The sequence below is a fragment of the Brevundimonas sp. Soil_N_31 genome (genome assembly GCF_057655995.1).
In genome coordinates, this window is record NZ_JBDGLE010000001.1 from 367957 (window position 1) to 387145 (window position 19189).

20 protein-coding genes are annotated in these 19189 nt (G+C 67.4%); 12 read left to right on the plus strand and 8 right to left on the minus strand.

Annotated elements, in window-relative coordinates:
• Positions 1 to 50 precede the first annotated feature (50 nt).
• Positions 51 to 410, minus strand: a complete 360-nt coding sequence (rpoZ, locus tag AC3A3G_RS01785; RefSeq protein WP_003165386.1) for a DNA-directed RNA polymerase subunit omega — start codon at positions 408 to 410, stop codon at positions 51 to 53.
• 128 nt (positions 411 to 538) lie between these two features.
• Positions 539 to 1081 carry a 2-amino-4-hydroxy-6-hydroxymethyldihydropteridine diphosphokinase gene (gene folK / locus AC3A3G_RS01790; protein ID WP_368925400.1) on the minus strand — a complete coding sequence of 181 codons (543 nt, stop codon included), beginning with the start codon at positions 1079 to 1081 and terminating at the stop codon, positions 539 to 541.
• Positions 1082 to 1116: 35 nt separating this feature from the next.
• Between folK and AC3A3G_RS01795 the strand changes: the two genes are divergently transcribed.
• Entirely contained in the window at positions 1117 to 1698 is a 582-nt protein-coding gene (locus AC3A3G_RS01795) for a LabA-like NYN domain-containing protein (RefSeq protein WP_368925401.1), read from the plus strand.
• Positions 1695 to 2339 (plus strand): uracil-DNA glycosylase, encoded by a 645-nt coding sequence (locus AC3A3G_RS01800; protein ID WP_368925403.1) that lies wholly within the window; start codon positions 1695 to 1697, stop codon positions 2337 to 2339. Before AC3A3G_RS01795 ends, AC3A3G_RS01800 begins: the two co-directional genes overlap by 4 nt.
• A 136-nt stretch (positions 2340 to 2475) precedes the next feature.
• On the opposite strand, the gene AC3A3G_RS01805 is transcribed toward AC3A3G_RS01800, so the two are convergent.
• The gene (locus AC3A3G_RS01805; protein ID WP_412877788.1) at positions 2476 to 3687 is read right to left on the minus strand and encodes an N-acetylmuramoyl-L-alanine amidase; all 1212 of its coding nucleotides are present in this window, start codon (positions 3685 to 3687) and stop codon (positions 2476 to 2478) included.
• A gap of 449 nt (positions 3688 to 4136) precedes the next feature.
• Between AC3A3G_RS01805 and AC3A3G_RS01810 the strand changes: the two genes are divergently transcribed.
• From AC3A3G_RS01810 to AC3A3G_RS01820, 3 genes are read left to right on the plus strand one after another with little or no spacing between them, the layout of a single operon-like run.
• Positions 4137 to 6809 (plus strand): Rne/Rng family ribonuclease, encoded by a 2673-nt coding sequence (locus AC3A3G_RS01810; protein WP_200166881.1) that lies wholly within the window; start codon positions 4137 to 4139, stop codon positions 6807 to 6809.
• 54 nt (positions 6810 to 6863) lie between these two features.
• Positions 6864 to 8288: a M48 family metalloprotease gene (locus AC3A3G_RS01815; RefSeq protein ID WP_200166879.1), complete on the plus strand. Its 1425-nt coding sequence runs from the start codon at positions 6864 to 6866 to the stop codon at positions 8286 to 8288.
• Positions 8289 to 8331: 43 nt separating this feature from the next.
• Positions 8332 to 9129 carry a DsbA family protein gene (locus AC3A3G_RS01820; RefSeq protein WP_487487408.1) on the plus strand — a complete coding sequence of 266 codons (798 nt, stop codon included), beginning with the start codon at positions 8332 to 8334 and terminating at the stop codon, positions 9127 to 9129.
• Between the two features lie 25 nt (positions 9130 to 9154).
• Here AC3A3G_RS01820 and AC3A3G_RS01825 read toward each other — a convergent pair whose 3' ends face one another.
• Entirely contained in the window at positions 9155 to 9943 is a 789-nt protein-coding gene (locus AC3A3G_RS01825) for a thiazole synthase (protein WP_003168099.1), read from the minus strand.
• A 120-nt stretch (positions 9944 to 10063) separates the two neighbouring features.
• Positions 10064 to 10261 (minus strand): sulfur carrier protein ThiS, encoded by a 198-nt coding sequence (thiS, locus tag AC3A3G_RS01830; protein ID WP_400544732.1) that lies wholly within the window; start codon positions 10259 to 10261, stop codon positions 10064 to 10066.
• Positions 10262 to 10408: 147 nt separating this feature from the next.
• Between thiS and AC3A3G_RS01835 the strand changes: the two genes are divergently transcribed.
• The 6 genes from AC3A3G_RS01835 to lepB all read left to right on the plus strand — a co-directional run bounded on the left by AC3A3G_RS01835 (position 10409) and on the right by lepB (position 14774).
• Entirely contained in the window at positions 10409 to 10759 is a 351-nt protein-coding gene (locus AC3A3G_RS01835) for a DUF1493 family protein (protein WP_368923860.1), read from the plus strand.
• 146 nt (positions 10760 to 10905) lie between these two features.
• Positions 10906 to 11361, plus strand: a complete 456-nt coding sequence (gene aroQ / locus AC3A3G_RS01840) for a type II 3-dehydroquinate dehydratase (RefSeq protein WP_487487409.1) — start codon at positions 10906 to 10908, stop codon at positions 11359 to 11361.
• Positions 11362 to 11401: 40 nt separating this feature from the next.
• Complete coding sequence (accB, locus tag AC3A3G_RS01845; protein ID WP_487487410.1) at positions 11402 to 11890, plus strand: acetyl-CoA carboxylase biotin carboxyl carrier protein; 489 nt, start codon at positions 11402 to 11404, stop codon at positions 11888 to 11890.
• Between the two features lie 5 nt (positions 11891 to 11895).
• On the plus strand, positions 11896 to 13248 hold the full coding sequence (gene accC, locus AC3A3G_RS01850; protein ID WP_125899796.1) for an acetyl-CoA carboxylase biotin carboxylase subunit: 1353 nt from the start codon (positions 11896 to 11898) through the stop codon (positions 13246 to 13248).
• A 7-nt stretch (positions 13249 to 13255) separates the two neighbouring features.
• Positions 13256 to 13945, plus strand: coding sequence for a leucyl/phenylalanyl-tRNA--protein transferase (aat, locus tag AC3A3G_RS01855; protein ID WP_487487411.1), 690 nt, complete (start codon positions 13256 to 13258; stop codon positions 13943 to 13945).
• 55 nt (positions 13946 to 14000) lie between these two features.
• Positions 14001 to 14774 carry a signal peptidase I gene (gene lepB, locus AC3A3G_RS01860; RefSeq protein ID WP_487487412.1) on the plus strand — a complete coding sequence of 258 codons (774 nt, stop codon included), beginning with the start codon at positions 14001 to 14003 and terminating at the stop codon, positions 14772 to 14774.
• Positions 14775 to 14895: 121 nt separating this feature from the next.
• Here lepB and AC3A3G_RS01865 read toward each other — a convergent pair whose 3' ends face one another.
• The 3 genes from AC3A3G_RS01865 to AC3A3G_RS01875 are packed head-to-tail and all read right to left on the minus strand — an operon-like array spanning position 14896 to position 16318.
• Positions 14896 to 15219, minus strand: coding sequence for an EF-hand domain-containing protein (locus tag AC3A3G_RS01865; RefSeq protein WP_368923869.1), 324 nt, complete (start codon positions 15217 to 15219; stop codon positions 14896 to 14898).
• 11 nt (positions 15220 to 15230) lie between these two features.
• On the minus strand, positions 15231 to 15929 hold the full coding sequence (locus AC3A3G_RS01870) for a DUF2155 domain-containing protein (protein ID WP_200166863.1): 699 nt from the start codon (positions 15927 to 15929) through the stop codon (positions 15231 to 15233).
• The gene (locus AC3A3G_RS01875; RefSeq protein ID WP_040346802.1) at positions 15926 to 16318 is read right to left on the minus strand and encodes an NADH:ubiquinone oxidoreductase subunit NDUFA12; all 393 of its coding nucleotides are present in this window, start codon (positions 16316 to 16318) and stop codon (positions 15926 to 15928) included. The genes AC3A3G_RS01870 and AC3A3G_RS01875 overlap by 4 nt, the downstream gene beginning before the upstream one ends.
• 207 nt (positions 16319 to 16525) lie before the next feature.
• On the opposite strand from AC3A3G_RS01875, the gene AC3A3G_RS01880 reads away from it, so the two are divergent.
• Complete coding sequence (locus AC3A3G_RS01880; protein WP_487487413.1) at positions 16526 to 19135, plus strand: TSCPD domain-containing protein; 2610 nt, start codon at positions 16526 to 16528, stop codon at positions 19133 to 19135.
• Positions 19136 to 19189 lie beyond the last annotated feature (54 nt).

Here is a 19189-nt window from a genome sequence, read left to right on the forward strand (position 1 = left end):
CGCCAGGGGCCGCGCCGTTGAGGGAGTGACGCCAGTGACCGGCTGCGCCGTCAGTAGCGTTCCTCCTGGCCCCCGTCGCGATCGCTTTGCAGCGCGCGGATCAGTTCGGCTTCGGCCATGTTCATGTGCTGCGGCTCGGCCAGCAGGGCCACGACTTCGGCTTCATCCTCGGCCTCGGTCCGCTCATCGACCCGTTGCAGGGTGGTGATGATGTTCTCGCGCAGTTCGTCCGGGGTAACGGTGTCCTCGGCCAGTTCGCGCAGGGCGACGACCGGGTTCTTGTCGTTGTCGCGGTCCAACGTCAGCGGCGCGCCGTTGGCGATGTTGCGGGCGCGGTGACCGGCCAGCAGAACCAGACCAAAGCGGTTCGGCACCTTCTCGATGCAGTCTTCGACAGTGACGCGGGCCATGAAATTCCTCTGGCGGCAGGGAGAACCGCACAAAATATAGGTTGAAAGCCGATTGTGCAACGCCGCGAAGGCGGCATTGGGGCGGATCGGCGTGAGTTGCGCCTCCCTCGCCCGAGACCCGCTCCACGTCAAGCCTTGGGAACAGGCCTCGCATCGTCGCCGACCTCGGCGCGCAAGGCCAGATCACCTGCTCGTGCGCCACAGACCGGATGTGGCCAGTTCGGCGCGATCTCGGCCAGGGGGCCCATGACGAACAACCGATCCGCCGCGCGCGGATGAGGCAGAATCAACCCGTCCAGATCGCCGCTGAGTCGTCCGTAGGCGATCAGATCCAGGTCCAGCGTACGCGGTGCGTTGCGCGCCGTCCGTACACGCCCGAACAAATCCTCGATTCGCCCCAGGGTCCGCATCAAGGTCGGCGCGTCCTGTGTCGTGCTGACGATCGCCACCCCGTTCAGGAAGGGCGGGTCGCCCGGATCAGGCCAGGCCTGCGACGCCCACCAGGATGACCGGGCCAGCACATCCACGCCCTCCGCGCGAAAACGCGCCAGCGCCGCCTCCAGCGCCTCGGCGCACGATGACCAATCGCCCTTGTCATTACAGCCAAGTGCGACGATGACTGCGCCATCCAGATCGAGCGCGCTATCGGCCGTTTCGCTTTGGGTCTTCATTTTCTCGACCATACCGACGGACTCATTTTTCGCTCATGACCAACCATCCCGACGACCGCATCGCCCTGTTCATCGACGGCGCCAATCTGTACTCGGCGGCCCGCGCCCTGAACTGCGATCTGGATTTCAAGAAGCTGACGGAACGTTTCACCGGCGAAAGCCGGCTGGTCCGCGCATACTATTATACGGCCGTGGTCGAGGGCGAGGAATTCTCACCGATCCGGCCGCTGGTCGACTGGCTCGACTACAACGGCTTCACCGTAGTGACGAAACCCGTCAAACGCTACGTCGACGCTCAGGGCCATAGCCGCACCAAGGGCAATATGGACATCGAGATCGCAGTGGACATGTTGGAACTCGCGCCGCGCTTGGATCACGTGGTGCTGTTCTCGGGTGACGGCGATTTCCGCCGCCTGGCGCAAGCGATGCAGGCCAAAGGCGTGCGCGTCACCGTTGTCTCGACGGTGAAGAGCCAGCCGCCGCAAATCGCCGACGACCTGCGCCGCCAGGCTGACGCCTTCATCGATCTGGCCGACATCATCAACGAGATAGGCAAGCCCAAAGCGCCGATGAATCAGGGCGTGACCCGCACCCTGGATCGGAGCGACCGCGCGTGAAGGTCGGGCTGAACCCTGAACCTGCCCGCGACTGCCCCCTGTGCCCCCGTCTGGTCGAGTACCGCGCGGAGAACGCACGTCAGAACCCGGACTGGTGGAACGGTCCTGCGCCGTCGTTCGGCGATCCGAACGCGCGTCTGCTGGTCGCAGGCCTGGCGCCCGGCCGCACCGGAGCCAACAGGACCGGACGCCCCTTCACCGGCGATCATGCAGGCTGGCTGCTTTACGACACGCTGAAGAAGACCGGCTTCGCGACAGGCCGCTACGATCCTGACGGCAAGGATGATCTGACGCTGATCGACTGCATGATCACGAACGCCGTGCGTTGCGCTCCGCCTCAGAACAAGCCGACGGCGGCGGAAGAGAACACGTGCCGTCCCTTCCTCGTCGACCGGCTGACCGCCCTTCCCCGACTGAAGGTGATCGTGACGTTGGGCGACGTGTCACGCCGCAGCATACTGCGCACGCTCGGCTATCCTGGTTCGGCCATTCCCGCCGGACATGGGGTTGAAGGCAAGGCCGGCCGCTACATCCTGATCAACAGCTATCACTGCTCGCGACTGAACACGAATACGGGGCGCCTGACGGCAGAGATGTTCGAAGACATCTTCATTCGCGCCAGGGCGGCCCTAGAAGACTAGTAAAGAACACCCTCTCCCCATTCCGATGGGAGAGGAACCACGCAGTAGTGGAGGGCTGCCGACAGCCAAACCAAGCGGCTTCCTCCGTCTCGTCGCCTTCGCCGTCGATCCACCTCCCCGTTGCATAGGGAGGAAATCAGCCCCCGGCGACTTCGCCCGCGACCATGACGGGAGCCGCCGGTTCGCGGAAGTAGCGGTCAATGCCATCGGCGACCGAGCGCATCAGACGACGGCGAGCGCGCTCATCGGTCAAAACGCGCTCATCTTCCGGATTGGTGATGAAGCCCATCTCCAGCAGAACCGCCGGCACGTCGGGCGCCAGCAGTACGGCCAGACCCGCGTCGCGGTGGCTGCGCCGCAGCAGGGGATGATTGTCGCCCTCGATGTGGGTCAGCAGGACGCGCGCGAACTGGGCCGAGCGGTTCTGGGTGGCGCGCTGGGTCATGTCCAGGAGGATGCGGTCGACCGAAGGGTCGCGCCCCGGCAGGCGCAGGTCGCGCTGCCAGTCGTCGCCCTTGGTGAACTCACGCACGGCGCGTCCGGCGCCCTGTTCGGACAAGGTATAGACGCTGGCGCCGCGCAGGGCCGGGTCCGAACCGGCGTCGGCATGCAGCGAGATGAACAGATCCGCCCCGGCGTCGCGGGCGATCTGCACTCGGCGGCCGTGCACCACATAGACGTCGCCGTCCCGGGTCAGACGCACGCGATAGCGGCCGGTCCGTTCCAGCGCCGTCTTCAACTCGCGGGCGGCCGCCAGGGTGACGGCCTTTTCCTGAACATGCTGGCCCTGAGCGCCCGGATCGCGACCGCCATGACCGGCATCGATGACGATCAGTGGCTTTTCAGCGCGCGCCGGCGCGCGGCGCGCGGCGGCGACCGGCGTCACCGCGGCGGCGCCCGTCGCCTTCAGGTCGATCACATAGCGATAGTGTTGAACCCCATCGCCGGGCGGCAGCAGGAAACGACGCTCAATCTCCGCGCCTCGCGCCAGATCCAACCGCACCCGAGACGAAGAACCGGAAGCGGACACGTCATAGCCGCGCACCAGTCCCGATCCCGCACCGTCCAGCCCCCGCGCCGGCTGAACGCCCGACAGGGCGACAATGACGCGCCCGGACGTTCCATCCTCGACCACCTGACCCCGCGTAGCCCGGCCCAAGTCGACCACGATGCGGGTCCGCTGAGCGTCCCCGCCGAAACGGATGCGCATGACCTCGCCATCCGATCCAAAGGCGAGACCGCGCCCAGCCGCCAGCACGACGCCGCAAACGACGATGAAGGCCAAGGCCGTCATCGCCCATTCGCGTACGCCCCAACGGGCCAGATTGTCACGCCACCGACCGGCCATGAACCGAAGTTACCCTGTAGTTTCATCGCTAGGATGCCCCGGCGGATTAAGGATTTCGTTAAGACCTCTTACCGTCGCGGTTCTTTTATTTTCCGTCGCATATGCCTATTATGAACTTCGTACGCGACTGATCGCGCCGCCCGCAGTCCTGCGGGATCGGCCGCGCCCTCCTCGCGGCGCTGACTTTTCACCTATTCCGAGGATTGCCCGGCCTGGCCGACGATCCGAAGAACGGGTTCAGGACGCGGCCTTGATCGGCGCGTCCGGGCCCAGGACCGACAACCTTATGGGCCGACCCGCCTGCGCTCCCGAACGGCAAGACCATGCCGCTCTCGCTTTTAGCGAGGGGATGACGCGCGCCCTGGCCCCCATTTCCATTCGGCGAGCCGCCCCTATTCCCGCGACTGCGTTCGCGGCGCACGGCCTGGCGCGCCTGAGAGAGACCTTCAATGTCAAAAACCATGTTGATAGACGCGGCGCACGCGGAAGAAACGCGCGTCGCGATCGTGGACGGCCGCCAGGTTGAGGAATTCGATTTCGAATCCCGCGCCCGCCGTCAGCTTCGCGGGAACATCTATCTCGCCAAGGTCACTCGCGTAGAGCCCAGCCTGCAGGCGGCCTTCGTCGAGTACGGCGGCAACCGCCACGGCTTCCTGGCCTTCAACGAAATCCACCCGGATTACTATCAGATCCCCGTCGCCGACCGCGAAGCCATCATGGCCGAGGCGCACGACGACGCGGATGAAGACGACCTGGGCCGTGAATCCGACGACGCCGATTCCGACGGCAAGCTGGCCGACGAGGAACGCCTGAAGCGTCGCCTGATGCGCCGCTACAAGATCCAGGACGTCATCAAGCGCCGCCAGATCCTACTGGTGCAGGTCGTCAAGGACGAGCGCGGCGCCAAGGGCGCGGCCCTGACCACCTGGCTGTCGCTGGCCGGCCGCTACTGCGTGCTGATGCCGAACACCGGCAAGGGCGGCGGCATCTCGCGCAAGATCACCAACACCTCGGACCGCCGCCGCCTCAAGGCCGCCGCCGCCGCGCTGAAGGTGCCGCAGGGCATGGGCCTGATCATCCGCACGGCGGGCGCCAAGCGCACGCGGGCCGAGATCAAGCGCGACTATGAATATCTGCTGCGTCTGTGGGAGACGATCCGCGAACTGACCCTGCGCTCCAATGCGCCGGCGATGATCCACGAGGAAGAGAACCTGGTCCGTCGCGCCGTGCGCGACATGTACGACAAGGACTTCGACGGCATTCAGGTCGAGGGCGTCGAGGGCTTCAAGCAGGCCCGCGACTTCATGCGCGTGCTGATGCCGTCACAGGCCAAGAAGATCCACCTCTACCAGGGCTCGCGCCCGCTGTTCGCGGCGAACGGCATCGAAGAGGTGCTGACCCAGATTCACCAGCCGGTCGTGCCGCTGAAGTCGGGCGGCTATCTGGTCATCAACCAGACCGAAGCCCTGGTCGCCATCGACGTGAACTCGGGACGCGCCACCAAGGAACGCAACGTCGAGGCCACGGCCACCAAGACCAACCTGGAAGCCGCCGTCGAGGCCGCCCGCCAGCTGCGCCTGCGCGACCTTGCCGGTCTGATCGTCATCGACTTCATCGACATGGACGAGGGCAAGAACAACCGCGCGGTTGAGAAGATTCTCAAGGACGCCCTGGCCAAGGACCGTGCGCGCATCCAGATGGGCCGCATCTCCGGCTTCGGCCTGATGGAGATCAGCCGTCAGCGCCGCCGCCTGGGCGTGATCGAAGGCGCGACCGAGGTCTGCGAATGCTGCCAGGGGGCCGGGCGCGTCCGCTCGGCCGAATCGGCGGCTCTGACCACCCTGCGCGCCGTCGACATCGAGGCCGGCAAGAACGGCGCGGGTTCGGTGAACCTGCGCGTCTCGACGGTCGTGGCTCTCTACATCCTGAACCACAAGCGCGACTATCTGCAGTCCCTGCTGGAACAGCGCGGCGTGAACGTCGTCATCCAGATCGACGACAGCCTGGCCCAGGGCGAACACTCGATCGAGCGCACCGAAACCAACGAAGACTTCGTCGCGCCGGAAAGCCACATCGACCTGGCTGACCTCGACGACGGCTTCGACGACAGCGCCTTCGCTGATGAGGACGAGGACGTCGATGAGGACGAAGACCTCGGCGGCGACGATGAAGACGACGCTGACCTGGACCGTGAAGACGAAGACGACGACGAAGCCCGCGCTCGCCTGGAACAGGACGACGACGGTCGCGGCGGTCGTCGCCGTCGTCGCCGTCGCGGCGGTCGTCGTGAAGAAGAAGCCGAAGCCGTTGTTGTCGAGGACGATGACGACGGGCGCGGCGGTCGTCGCCGTCGGGGCCGTCGCGGCGGTCGCCGCGTGCGCGAGGAAGGCGAACGCGACGTCTTCACCTGGGTGCGGGGCCGCACGCCCTCGCTGCAGGATCCTTACGTCTGGTTCGATCCGATCAATCCCGCGCCTATCATCGCCGAACGCCCTGCAAGGGATGAGGCTGAGAACGGGGACATCCGTGAAGTCTCCGTCGAACAGGCGAACGATGGCGAAGGCCGCAACGGCCGTTCGCGTCGTCGTCGCGGTCGCGGCCGCGGTCGTGGCGAAGTGACGCACGACGCCAAGGTCGAGGATCGCGCCCTTAATGAGGGCCTGCCGCCCGTCGGTTCGCCGGACACGCCCATCGCCGTGATGATCGATGGTGACTCCGTGGGGGAAACCTCCGCCGACGTCCCCCACGTCGTGGAAACCATCGAGGCCCCCAAGCGTCGTCGCGTTCGCCGCAAGGTCGCGTCTGAAACCGCCGCTGAGCCTGTCGTGGAAACGACCAGCGAGGATGCAGCGCCGGTCGAGCCGGAACCTCAACCGGTTCCGGCCGACCTGGACGTACCCCCGGCCGTCGCCGCCCGCATCGAGCAGGCGATCGAAGAGGCCCTGGCCGAAGACGTCGTGATCGAAGACGTCATGGTCAAAGATCAGGCCCAAGCCGTGGTCCTGACCGAACCGGCGCCGACGCCTGCCGCAGAGGTCGACATCGCGGCCATCATCGCCGACGATCCGAACCAGATCGGCGAAGCGCCCGCCAAGCCCAAGCGGGGCTGGTGGCGCCGTTGATCGGACACGATTAAGCTGGAAGCTGCGGGGGAGACTATCGCTCTGGAGTTCGTCATGACCAGGACGCCCCCCGCCGCAACCCGCTTTCGGCGCTATCTGGCCGCCAGCGTCGGCGCCCTCGCGGTGCTGGCTTCATCCGCCGCGGCCCAGGCCCAGAGCCTGATCCGGGACACCGAGATTGAGGGCATCATCCACGAGTGGTCCGAGCCCGTGCTCGACGCCATGGGGCTGGACCCGAACGAGGTCGAGATCCTGCTGGTCAACGACAACGACCTGAATGCCTTCGCCACGCGCGGGCGGATCATGGGGTTGAACACCGGCCTGATCCTGCGGACCAAAAGCCCCAATCAGCTCCTGGGCGTGATCGCCCACGAGGCCGGGCACATCAAGAACCGGCATACCCTGCGCGACGGCGCCCAGAACGCCGGGATGCAGCCGATGATCATGACCATGGCGCTGGGCGCCCTGGCCGCGATCGCAGGCGCGCCCGACGCGGGCGCGGCCCTGCTGGCCTCCAGCCAGTACTTCGGCACTCTGGGCGCCCTGCGCTACATGCAGAGCCAGGAGGGCGAGGCCGACATCACCGGCGCCCGCGCCCTGGAGCGCGCCGGGGAATCCGGACGCGGCATGGTCGAGTTCTTCGAGAACTTCCGCTCGCAGGAAATCTTCTCGGACCAGCGCCGCTACCCCTATTTCCGCAGCCACCCCCTATCGTCGCAACGCATCGAGGCCCTGCGACCGCCGGTCGAAGCCGCCTCCAACTACAACAAGCGCGATAGCGCCGAGCGTATGGCTCAACACGCCCTGGTCGTGGCCAAGATCCGCGCCTTCATGGACGCGCCCAATTCGACCTTGCGCGACTATCCGTCCAGCAACGTCACCCTGCCCGCCCGCTATGCTCGCGCCATCGCCTGGTACCGCGACGGCCAGACGCAGAAGGCGCTGGACGCCGTCGATCTGCTCCTGACCGAACAGCCCGAGAACCCCTATTTCTGGGAACTCAAGGGCCAGATTTTGTTCGAAGAAGGCCGCCCGACCGAAGCCATCGGCGCCCATGAACGCTCTGTGCAGCTCAAGCCCGACGCTCCGCTTCTGCGCATCAACCTGGCCCATGCCCTTATCGAGACGAACGATACGACCAAGCTGGCCGAAGCGGAAAACCAGCTGAAGCGCGCCGTGGCTCTGGAAGGCGACAACAACCTGGCCTGGCGCCTGCTGTCTCAGGCCTATTCCAGCCAGGGAAAGGAGGGCGAGGCGCGCCTGGCCTCGGCCGAATACTGGTTCGCTCTGCGCCGTCCGGACCAGGCCGCCCAGTTCGCCATGCGCGCCCGCGACATGCTGGACCGCAGCTCGATCGAATGGCGCCGCGCGACGGACATCGTACTGGCGACCGGTGCGACTGAGAAAGATATCCAGGACGCCGAGCGTCGCAATGAGCAGCGCAGCCGATCCGGCGTTATCCCGCCAGGAGGCGGCTGATTCCGCCCCGCCCCACGGTTTTACTGAGTAAGACGAGAGACTGATGACCGACGACGCACGCCGCGATCCCACCCCGACCGCTACGCCGAGAAAGGCGCGCCTAGGCCTGTCGGGCGCGATGCCGGGCTGGGCCGCCGCAGGGATGTCAGCCGTCGCCCTGGTCCTGTCGGCCGCACCTTACCTGACCGGCGGATTCGGCGAACGGGTGCGGGCCTATCTGATCCAGAACCCGCAAGTGCTGGATGAAGTCCTGGCGGCGCGCGAGACGGCGGAATCCCAGTCGCGCGTCCAGACCATCAACGCCGCCGCCGCCGCCAACCCGGCCCTGCTGGCCGCCGATGCGCGCGATCCGGCCTTCGGCCCGGCGAACGCCAAGGTGACGGTGATCGAGTTCTTCGACTTCCGCTGCCCCGGCTGCAAGGCCGTGGCACACGATTACCGCGCCCTGATGGCCGCCCACCCGGACGTGCGCTTCGTCTTCAAGGACTGGCCGATTCTGGACCGGGGCGAGGACGTCTCCTCACAGTACGCCGCCCGCGCCGCCCTGGCCGCGCATCAGCAGGGCAAATACCTGGCCGTCTATGACGCCCTGATGGCCGAACGCGCGCTAGACCGCGCCTCGATCGACCGCATCCTGGCCGACAACGGCGTCGACATGGCCAAGGCCAACGCCGCCATCTCGGCCCCCGAGATGACGCGCCACGTCACCGACATTCATGCCGCCGCCGCTGCGCTCGGCCTGCAGGGCACGCCGACCTTCTTCATCAACGGCGTCGCCAGCCCCGGCATCGACCCGCGCGAGGTCGGCGCCCTGATCGAAGCGGCCAAGAAAAAGGGCTGACCTTCCGGTCAGCCCCTGAGCCTTCTCAGATCAGCCCCGCCAACGGCGAGGACGGGTCGGCGTAGAACCGCTTCTTCATCCGTCCTGCGAGGTAGGATTCACGCCCGGCGATGACCGCGTGCTTCATGGCGCTGGCCATCAGCAGGGGATCGCGCGCCTCGGCGATGGCCGTGTTCATCAAGACGCCGTCGCAGCCCAGCTCCATGGCGATGGCGGCGTCGGAGGCCGTGCCGACGCCTGCGTCGACCAGCACCGGCACCTTGGACTGCTCGACGATCAGGCGAATGTTGATCGGGTTCTGCACCCCCAGCCCCGAGCCGATCGGCGCGCCCAGCGGCATGATGGCCACGGCGCCCGCGTCCTCCAGCTTGCGCGCATAGACGGGGTCGTCGGTGCAATAGACCATGACCTCAAAGCCCTCGGCGGTCAGCAGCTTCAGCGACCGCAGCGTCTCCTCCATGTCGGGGAACAGGGTCTTGGGGTCCGCCAGAACCTCCAGCTTGACCAGGGTCCAGCCGCCCGCCTCGCGCGCCAGACGCAGGGTCCGCACGGCGTCCTCGCCGGTGAAGCAGCCCGCCGTATTGGGCAGATAGGTGTATTTCTTCGGGTCGATGAAGTCCGTCAGCACCGGCTGGTTCGGATCGGTCAGGTTCACCCGGCGCACGGCCACGGTGACCATTTCGGCGCCCGAAGCCTCGGCCGCCGCCGCGTTCTGGGCGTAGTCGCGATACTTGCCGGTGCCCACGATCAGGCGCGAGTTGAAGGTGCGGCCGGCGACGGTCCAGCTGTCGGTGCGGGGAGCGGTGTCAGTCATGGTTTAGTGACCTAGCGCCGCCCGCCGCCGGGGGGAAGCGGCGTTGCGGGATTTGATGAGCTGTCACCCCCTCCCGCTCATCCCGGCGTCCGCCGGGATGAGCGGAGGTTAGGGTTAGGGTCAGCCCCCGCCCACGAACTGCACCAGTTCGATCTTGTCGCCTTCGGCCAGCGCCGTCTCGCCGTGCAGCGAACGCGGCACGATCTCCAGATTGCGCTCGACCGCCACCTTCTTGGGGTCCAGCGACAGCTCCTGAACCAGACCCAGAATGGTCGTGGCGGCGGTGTCCCGCACCTCGCCGTTGACTTCGATACGCAAACTGTTCGCTCCAAGCACAGGGTGGAGAGGCAAGGCCTCTTTAGGAACGTCAGATAATGAGGGTTCCGGCGCGGGACATCAAATCCACGACTTCAGTGAACTGTCGCCGCCATTGCGGGCATGGGCAATCTGTCGTTCACTCCCGATATGGCCGACGAAATCGCTCGATCAGCAAATTCCATCCGTGACCACATCGTGGGCACCTTGAGACGGGAATTCTACATCGAAGAGCCGATCAACGATGAGGCTGAACTTTACTATGATCTCCACCTCGCGGGCGATGATTTGGCTGATGCCATTGACGCGATCAGGAAGCCGTTCGGGACTGACTTCAGTTTGATGGATTTGCGACGCTACGCTCCCAATGAGGTGGGCCATAACTTCGGGCTAAACTTTCTGCGTGAATTTCGCGAATGGCGAGGTGAGCGCACTTATCGCAGCCTGACAGTGGCAAGCATCATCCACGCCGTTCAAGCCGGATCGTGGAACGATGGCTGAGCGGTATTAATCGACTTCTCAGGCTAGGCCGCCGTCGCCAACCTCCCCCTACGTCACCCTTTTTCCTCGCCCGCTTTGCGCCGCGCGTCAGCTGGGCTACAACGCGCGCTCGATTCCGCGCGGCGGCGCGCCTGTTTTGCGAGCGAATGCCCGAAACTCTCACCCTGTATGTCCTGAACGGGCCGAACCTGAACCTGCTGGGGGTTCGGGAGCCGGATATCTATGGTCGCGAGACGCTGGCCGACGTTCAGGCCATGTGCGAGGCGGCGGCCGAGGGCGCCCGCGTCGTCTTCCATCAGTCGAATCATGAGGGCCAGCTGGTCGACTGGATCCAGGAGGCCCGCATCAAGGCCGACGCCCTGGTCATCAATCCGGCCGCCTTCACCCATACCTCTCTGGCCCTGCTGGATGCGCTGAAGACGCTGAGCATCCCCGTGGTCGAGTGCCATCTGTCGAACCCCGCCGCGCGCGAGGCGTTTCGGCATCACTCCTATGTGTCCTTGGCCGCGACCGGCGTGATCGCCGGCTTCGGCCCCCGCAGCTATGAATTGGCCGTCCGGGCCGCTCTGGATCTGGCGCGCCGCGCCGGGGCCGAGGGCTGACCGCCGCGCGCCGTCTGAAGATCAAGTAGAAGAGACCCCCATGTCCGACGACAAGAACAAGAACATCGACGCCGACCTGGTCCGCAGCCTGGCCGACATCCTGAACGACACCGATCTGACCGAGATCGAAGTCGAGCGCGGCGACCTGAAGATCAAGGTCAAGCGCGAAGTCACCGTCGCCGCCGCGCCGATCCAGCACGCCGCCGCCCCGGCCCCGGTCGCCCACGCCGCACCGGCCGCCGCCGCGCCGCTCTCCATGCCGTCGGACCCGGCCACCATCGTCGCCCGCGCCGGCGAAGAGGTGAAGTCGCCGATGGTCGGCACCGCCTATCTGCAGCCCGCGCCGGGCGCCGATCCCTTCATCAAGGTCGGCGACAAGGTGAAGAAGGGTCAGACCCTGGTCATCGTCGAAGCCATGAAGACCATGAACCCGATCCAGTCGCCGCGCGACGGCGTGGTGGCTGAAATCCTGGTGGGCGACGCCCAGCCGGTCGAGTTCGGCGAAGCCCTGGTCGTGCTGGAAGCCTGAGCCCCATGTTCACCAAGGTTTTGATCGCCAACCGCGGCGAGATCGCGCTTCGCATCCACCGCGCGTGCAAGGAGATGGGCATCTCCACCGTCGCCGTGCACTCGGAAGCCGACCGCGGCGCCATGTGGGTGCGCCTGGCCGACGAGAGCGTCTGCATCGGCCCCGCGCCGGCGGCCAAGTCCTATCTGAACATCCCCTCGATCATCGCGGCGGCGGAGATCACCGGCGCCCAGGCGATCCACCCCGGCTACGGCTTCCTGTCGGAAAACGCCCGCTTCGCCGAGATCGTCGAGGCCCACGGCCTGGCCTTCATCGGTCCCAAGCCCGAGCATATCCGGGTCATGGGCGACAAGATCACCGCCAAGCAGACCGTCAAGGACGCAGGCATCCCCGTCGTCCCCGGCTCTGACGGCGAAGTCGAGACGGTCGAACAGGCCATCGAGGCGTCCAAGACCATCGGCTTCCCCCTGATCGTCAAGGCGGCCGCCGGCGGCGGTGGGCGCGGCATGAAGGTGGCGATGACGGCCGACGACCTGGTCGAGGCCGTCCAGACGGCCCAGACCGAGGCCCTGGCCGCCTTCGGTAACGGCGCCGTCTACATGGAGCGCTACCTCCAGAAGCCGCGCCACATCGAGATTCAGGTCATCGCCGACAGCCACGGCAACGTCGTCCACCTGGGCGAACGCGACTGCTCGCTGCAACGCCGCCACCAGAAGGTGCTGGAAGAGGCCCCCTCGCCCGCCCTGTCGGCCGAGGGCCGCGCCAAGATCGGCGAGACGGTCAACAAGGCCATCGCCGCCATCGGCTACCTGGGCGCCGGGACCATCGAATTCCTGTGGGAAGACGGCGAGTTCTTCTTCATCGAGATGAACACCCGCCTGCAGGTCGAGCACCCGGTCACGGAGATGATCACGGGCGTCGATCTGGTGCGCGAACAGATCCGCATCGCCGCGGGCCTGCCGCTGTCGTTCACGCAGGACGACATCGAGTTCAAGGGCCACGCCATCGAGGTGCGGATCAACGCCGAGAACTCGGAGACCTTCACCCCTTCGCCGGGCACGATCACCGAGTTCCATGCACCCGGCGGCCTGGGCGTGCGTCTGGATAGCGCCATCTACGCCGGCTATTCGATCCCGCCCTATTACGACAGCCTGATCGGCAAGCTGATCGTCCACGGCCGCGATCGCGAAGAGGCGCTGGCGCGCCTGAAGCGTTCGCTGGGCGAGACGGTCATCAGCGGCGTCGACACCACCATCCCCCTGTTCCAGAAGTTGTTGCAGGAGCCGGACATCCTGTCGGGCGACTACGACATCCACTGGCTGGAGAAGTGGGCGGCGGCGCGCAAGGCCAAGGCCTAAGCGCCCTTTGGACGAGCCGGGCTTCAGCGCGAGCGGCCCTTCCGACGTCTTCGGACCGGAAGCGCTGCTCGCCTGCTACGCGCGGGGGGTCTTCCCCATGGCCGAGGCGCACGACGATCCGCGCGTCTTCCTGGTCGAGCCGGACCAGCGGGGCGTCATACCGCTGGATCGCTTCCACATTCCGGCACGCCTGCGCCGCACCGTGCGGGGCGAGCCGTTTCAAGTGCGGGTGAACGCGGCATTCGCCGCCGTGCTGGACGCCTGCGCCGCGCCCGCGCCGGGGCGCGAAGACACCTGGATCAACGCTCCGATCCGCCGCCTCTACGTCGAACTGCATCAGCGCGGCTTCGCCCACAGCATCGAGTGCTGGCGCGACGAGACGCTGGTCGGCGGCCTGTACGGCGTGACGCTGGGCGGCGCCTTCTTCGGCGAGAGCATGTTCAGCCGGGCCACGGACGCCTCCAAGGTCGCCCTGGTCCATCTGGTCGCACGACTGAGAAAGGGCGGCTGGCGCCTGTTGGACGCGCAGTTCCTGACCGACCACCTCAGCCAGTTCGGCGCCGTCGAGACGCCGCAGACGGCCTATCTGCGAATGCTGGCTCCGGCCCTGAAGGTCGTACCGGACTCCACCGCGCTGTTCGTCCCGCTGACAGGCGTCGAAGCCGTGGCGGCGGCCGTGTCCGGACAGGTTTTGTAACTGTCGGGACACGGTAAGGCTGGCCTTACCGACTGACCCGGCGCGCCATGGCGTCATGACCCATGTCGCCAACGCCCCCGCCCCTGTAGACGCACCGCCCGCCTGGCGCCGTGAAGTCGTCGATATCGCTCGAACCCTGGCCTACGCCCTGCTGCTCGTCTTCGTCGTCAGGACCGTGCTGTTCCAGCCGTTCACCATCCCCTCCTCGTCGATGGAGCCGGGCCTTGTCACCGGCGACTACATCGTCGTGTCGAAGTACAGCTACGGCTGGAGCACGGCGTCGCTGCCGTTCAACCCGCCCGTAAAGCCGAGGCGGCTTCTGGCGCGTTCCCCGGCCAGGGGCGATGTGGTCGTCTTTCGTCGGCCCAACGACCCGTCAACCGCCTGGGTTAAGCGCGTCGTGGGCCTGCCAGGCGATACGGTTCAGGTTCGAAGCGGCCAGGTTTTCATCAACGGACACGCCGTCAAACGCACGCCCCTGGGTCTGACCCAGGATCACGACGCGCCCGAGCGACAGGTGCTGGCCGTGCGCGAAACGCTCGGCGACGGTCGAGATTATGTCACCTACGATGGCGGCCCTTCTCAGCCCGGCGACGACACCGACGTCTATCGCGTGCCGGCGGGCCGGTATTTCGTGATGGGCGATAATCGCGACAACTCACTGGACAGCCGATGGCCCGCCGAGGTCGGCGTCGGCCTGCTGCCGGCCGAGAACATCATCGGCCGAGCGGAGATCGTGCTTGCGTCATGGGAACCGGGCGCCGGCCTGACCAGACCCGGGACGTGGCTGAACCTTCAGACCGACCGGTTTTTGAAACCCATCCGCTAGAGTCTGATCGGTTGAGGTGGAATCGCTTCGCGATTCCGCTGATGCCGTGAATCAGGCTCCAGCATTGATGCTGGAGCGAATATCTGAGTTCAGATGCAATCGCATCTGAACCGATTTCGCTCTAGCGAGCGCGAAACTCTTCAAAGGTGACGACGCCGTTCCGGTCGCGGTCCAGGCGATCGAATGCGGCGCGCGACGGCGAGAGGCTCTGAGCCAGCGACGGCGCCGCAATCGCACCCAACGCCAGCCCGGCGACCGCTGCGATCCATATCTGGCGCCACGACGCAACGCGAACATCCGCCCGATCAGCATCAATGAAACGTCGGATCGCCTCGCTGGCCGTCATGCCCTGGGCCCGGCATCGCGCCATGAAGGCGGTCTTGGCGGCGTGCGAAAGCCGAATTTCGACGGTTTCGGTCTTCTTGGGGGATTTCCGATGCGTCATTCGCGCGCCCCTTAGCCCTTACAGCCGACAACCCAGGCGTCGTAGACCGGGTGTTGCAGCCCGCTGACGCTGGGCGACGAGGCGAACATCCAGCCCTTGAAGACTTGACGGGCCTCGGTCGGCGCCGCCAGACCGCGCGGCTGAACCCCGACCTCCATATAGGCGATGGCGTCCTCGGTCATTTCATCCGAAGCGGAGACCTCGCACGCGCGGGCCTTGAAGATTAGGGTCTTGCCAAAACGCACCGGGCGACCGCCCACCTCGACTTCGAACCGCATGGTCTCGGCCGTCGTCTTGTCGACCGCCTGAATGACGGCGACGCGGCGGCGCTGGCGCACGCCCGGCGGCGTGGTCGGAGCGGCGGGCGCGGGCGCGGCCTCTTCCTCTTCGGCGGTCAGGTCTTCCGGCACTTCTTCCTGAACGGCGACTTCCTGTCCCTGGACCGCGACGGTCGGGACGCCCGGTTGTACGGGGGCGGGAGGCGTGGTCGGGTTCGTCGCCGGAGTCTGGCCGCCGTTGGCGGGCGGAGTCTGCGGCTGCGTCGGTTGCAGCGGCGTGCGGCCGGTGTCGCGCAGCAGGTCGCCGATCGGATCGGCCGGGGCCGGCGTCGCGTCCTGCGGCAGGTCCATCAGGGCGCTGGCCACGCCGACGCCCGAGATCGCCAGTCCCGCGACGACCACCCCGGCCAGCAGGACATGGCGAAGGGTCATTCCGGGCTCCAGGCCTGATAGTCGCCGGTGGCGGCCGGGCGTTGGCCCAGGGCCGCCAGCGAGCCTTGCGGACGGCGCGCCATCGGCGTGCCTGTCAGGTTCGGCAGGTGATCCTTTTCCCACGCCTGGCGCGGCAGCGGGCGCTCGGCCGGGGTCTCGTCATAGGTGTAGCGCAGCCAGCCCTGCCATTCCGGCGGCACCTTGGTCGCCTCGGCGTAGCCGTCATAGATGACCCAGCGGCGCTTGCGGCCGTCATAGCTGACGGCGTCGCGGGATTCGTAATAGCGGTTACCGAACTCGTCCGTGCCGACCAGTTGGCCGCGTTTGCCGACGGTGAACAGGGTGCCGATCGTGGCGCCGTTCCACCAGGTGAAGATCTTGCTCAGCACGTCGTCGAACTCACTCGAATCCACCGCCCAGGGAAGGTCCGGCGGCGCAGGCCGATCATAGAAACCGCGACGCCCTACGTCCAGCATGGAGCGCAAGGGAAACGCCTCAACATCTTGTGGGCAACCCCCGCGCAAACCACAACATACGTTGAACGCCCGTCAGGTCTGTCGGTAAGCTGGCTTAGACGACATGCGTGGAGACGTGGAATGCGCTTCAAGGCTCGCTTTGCTCCTCTCGCCGCGACGCTCGCTTTCGAGCCCCGCGAGATCGAGCGCGGCCGCGCCCTGACGCCGGTCACAGCGCCCGCCGGGTGGACAGACGTCCGCGTCGAAGCCTGGCTGGACTGGGCTGAAAGCCAGGCGCCGTCGTCCTCCCATGCCCTCGACGACGCCATCCACGGCTGGGCCGCGCGACTCGCATCTGATGGGCGTGAAAGCGGCGCCCTGGCCACCGCCGCCGAGGCCGAGCGATTCGCCGCTGAACTCGCAGCGTCCGTGCTGCTGGGCCTCGCCGCGCCCGCCCTGCCGACGACGAACGGTTTCCGGCCGCTGATCGACCTGTCCGAGCCGGATGCGACGCAGGCCCTGTCGGCCCAGGCCGCCGCCTGGCGCGGGCGTCGCCTGTCCTCGCGCGCGACCGAGGCCCTGGCCAAGGCGCTGGGCGAGGTCGCCGACGCCGTCTCCCGTTGCGAAGGCCCGCGCGAGGCCTGCGCCGATCCCGCCGCCAACCCGGCCCTGGCCCGCGCGGCCGTGGCGGCGCGCCGCTGCGGCGCCGGCGACGCCGACATTCTGCGCGCCATTCAGGGCGAGCCCGCCGATCTCACGATCGAAGCCTCCGAACAGCCCGCCGCCCTGCCCGTGCTGGCGGCGCGCGACACGACCGCCTCAGGCGATCCCCAGACCACCTCCGTGGCCGAGGCCGTGCAGGAAGGCCCGGTCGTGGTCGTCTTCTCGCCCGCCGACGCCGAGGCCATGACCGCCGCCCAGACGGGCGGGCGCGCGATCCTGAACCTGCCTGCGCTGGCGGCGCTGGCGGGGGCGGACTTCGACGCATCCCTGGATGCCCTGGTCGCCCTGTGGACCACGGCGCTGGATATCGAACTGGACCGGATGAGCCGGGCCGAGGCGCAGGCCGCGCGGCCCATCGCCCTGGGCCTCTGCGGTCTGGCGGATTGGGCGGTCAGCCAGGACGGGGCCGACCCTGTCGCGCAGGCGTCCGCGCTAGGACGGCGCGTCGCTGACATGGCGTCCCAAGCCTCCTGCGAGCTGGCGGCCCGACTGGCGCCCTGCCCCGAATGGGCGACCGCCAAGGACGACGTCATCGCCGCGCTTCACGCGCAAGGACGCGACGCCGCCGCGTTGGAGCCGAACGGGCGACGCAACGCCGTGATCAGCCTGTTCGTCGACGAGGCCGAGCTGGACCTGCGGCTGGGCCTGTCGCCGTTCGGCGCGACGGATGTGTTCCAGACCGCCGACGACGAAATCGCTCGGCGCCTGAGACCCGCCCTGGCCGCCGCCATCCTTGCGGCGGGCGGCGAGATCGAGGCGGCGGAGCGCCATCTGTTCGGCCGCCGCACCCTGGCCGAGGCGCCCGGCGTAAGCCACGGACGCCTGCGCGAACTGGGCTTCACCGATCTGGAGCTCGAGGCCATCGAGCGCGCCCTGGCTCTGGTCGAGGACTTCGGCCCCGCCTTCGCTCCGCCGGTGCTGGACGCGGGCTTCATCGGCGACGTGTTGGGGCTGACGCCGGACGAAGGCGCCCTGCTGCCTCGCCTGGGCTTTACGGCCGAAGAGATCGAAGCCGCGACCGCCTATGTCTTCGGCCGACCGGACCTGTCGGACTGGGATCAGGCGCCGCCGTCGCTGACAGCCCTGTTGGCGACGCCGGGCGCCGATCTGGAGGCGGCCCTGCGCCAGACGATCGAGCCGTTCAGCGACGCCCCCGACGCCCGCCCCCGCCTGCTGGACTGGCGCTCCGACGCCATGCAGATAAGCCGCGCCATCGCCGACGGCGCGCGCGACGATCGCCGCGCCGTGGCCCTGCGCCGCGCGGAAGCCCCGCTCAGCTTCCGCCTGACCCTGCCCGAAGTTGAAGCCCCCCGCCGCGCCGAGGCCCCGCCGCAAGCCGCGCACCAGACCGTCGAGCGCGTGATCGAGAAGGTGGTCGAGCGCGACCGCACCCGCCGCCGCCTGCCCGACCGCCGCAAGGGCTATATCCAGAAGGCCTCGGTCGGCGGCCACAAGGTCTATATCCACACCGGCGAATACGAAGACGGCGAACTGGGCGAGATCTTCATCGACATGCACAAGGAAGGCGCCGCCTTCCGCTCGATGATGAACAACTTCGCCATCGCCATCTCCATCGGCCTGCAATACGGCGTGCCGCTGGACGAGTTCGTGGACGCCTTCGTCTTCACCCGGTTCGAGCCGTCGGGACGGGTCACGGGCAACGACTCCATCCGCTCGGCGACCTCCATCCTCGACTATGTTTTCCGCGAGTTGGGCGTCTCCTATCTGGATCGGCGCGAACTGGCGCAGGTCACGCCCGAGGCCGCCAATCTGGACGGTATGGACGGCGCCCCGACCGACGCGCCCCAGCCCGTGCCCGCCGCCCGCTTCATCTCCAAGGGTTTCGCCCGCGGCGCGGCGCCCGACAATCTGATCGTCGCTCCCTTCGGCCGGAAGGAGCCGTCGCCACGCACCACGCCGCAGGCGCAGGCCGGCCCCTGTCCCGAGTGCGGCGACCTGATGCTGACGGATCGGAACGGGACGCCCGTATGCGGGGCCTGCGGCGCGGCGCCCAAGGTTCAGGGTTAACAAGTTCAGGGCTGAAACGGGACGCACTGTCCCGAAACGGCGGCCCGCTTCTTG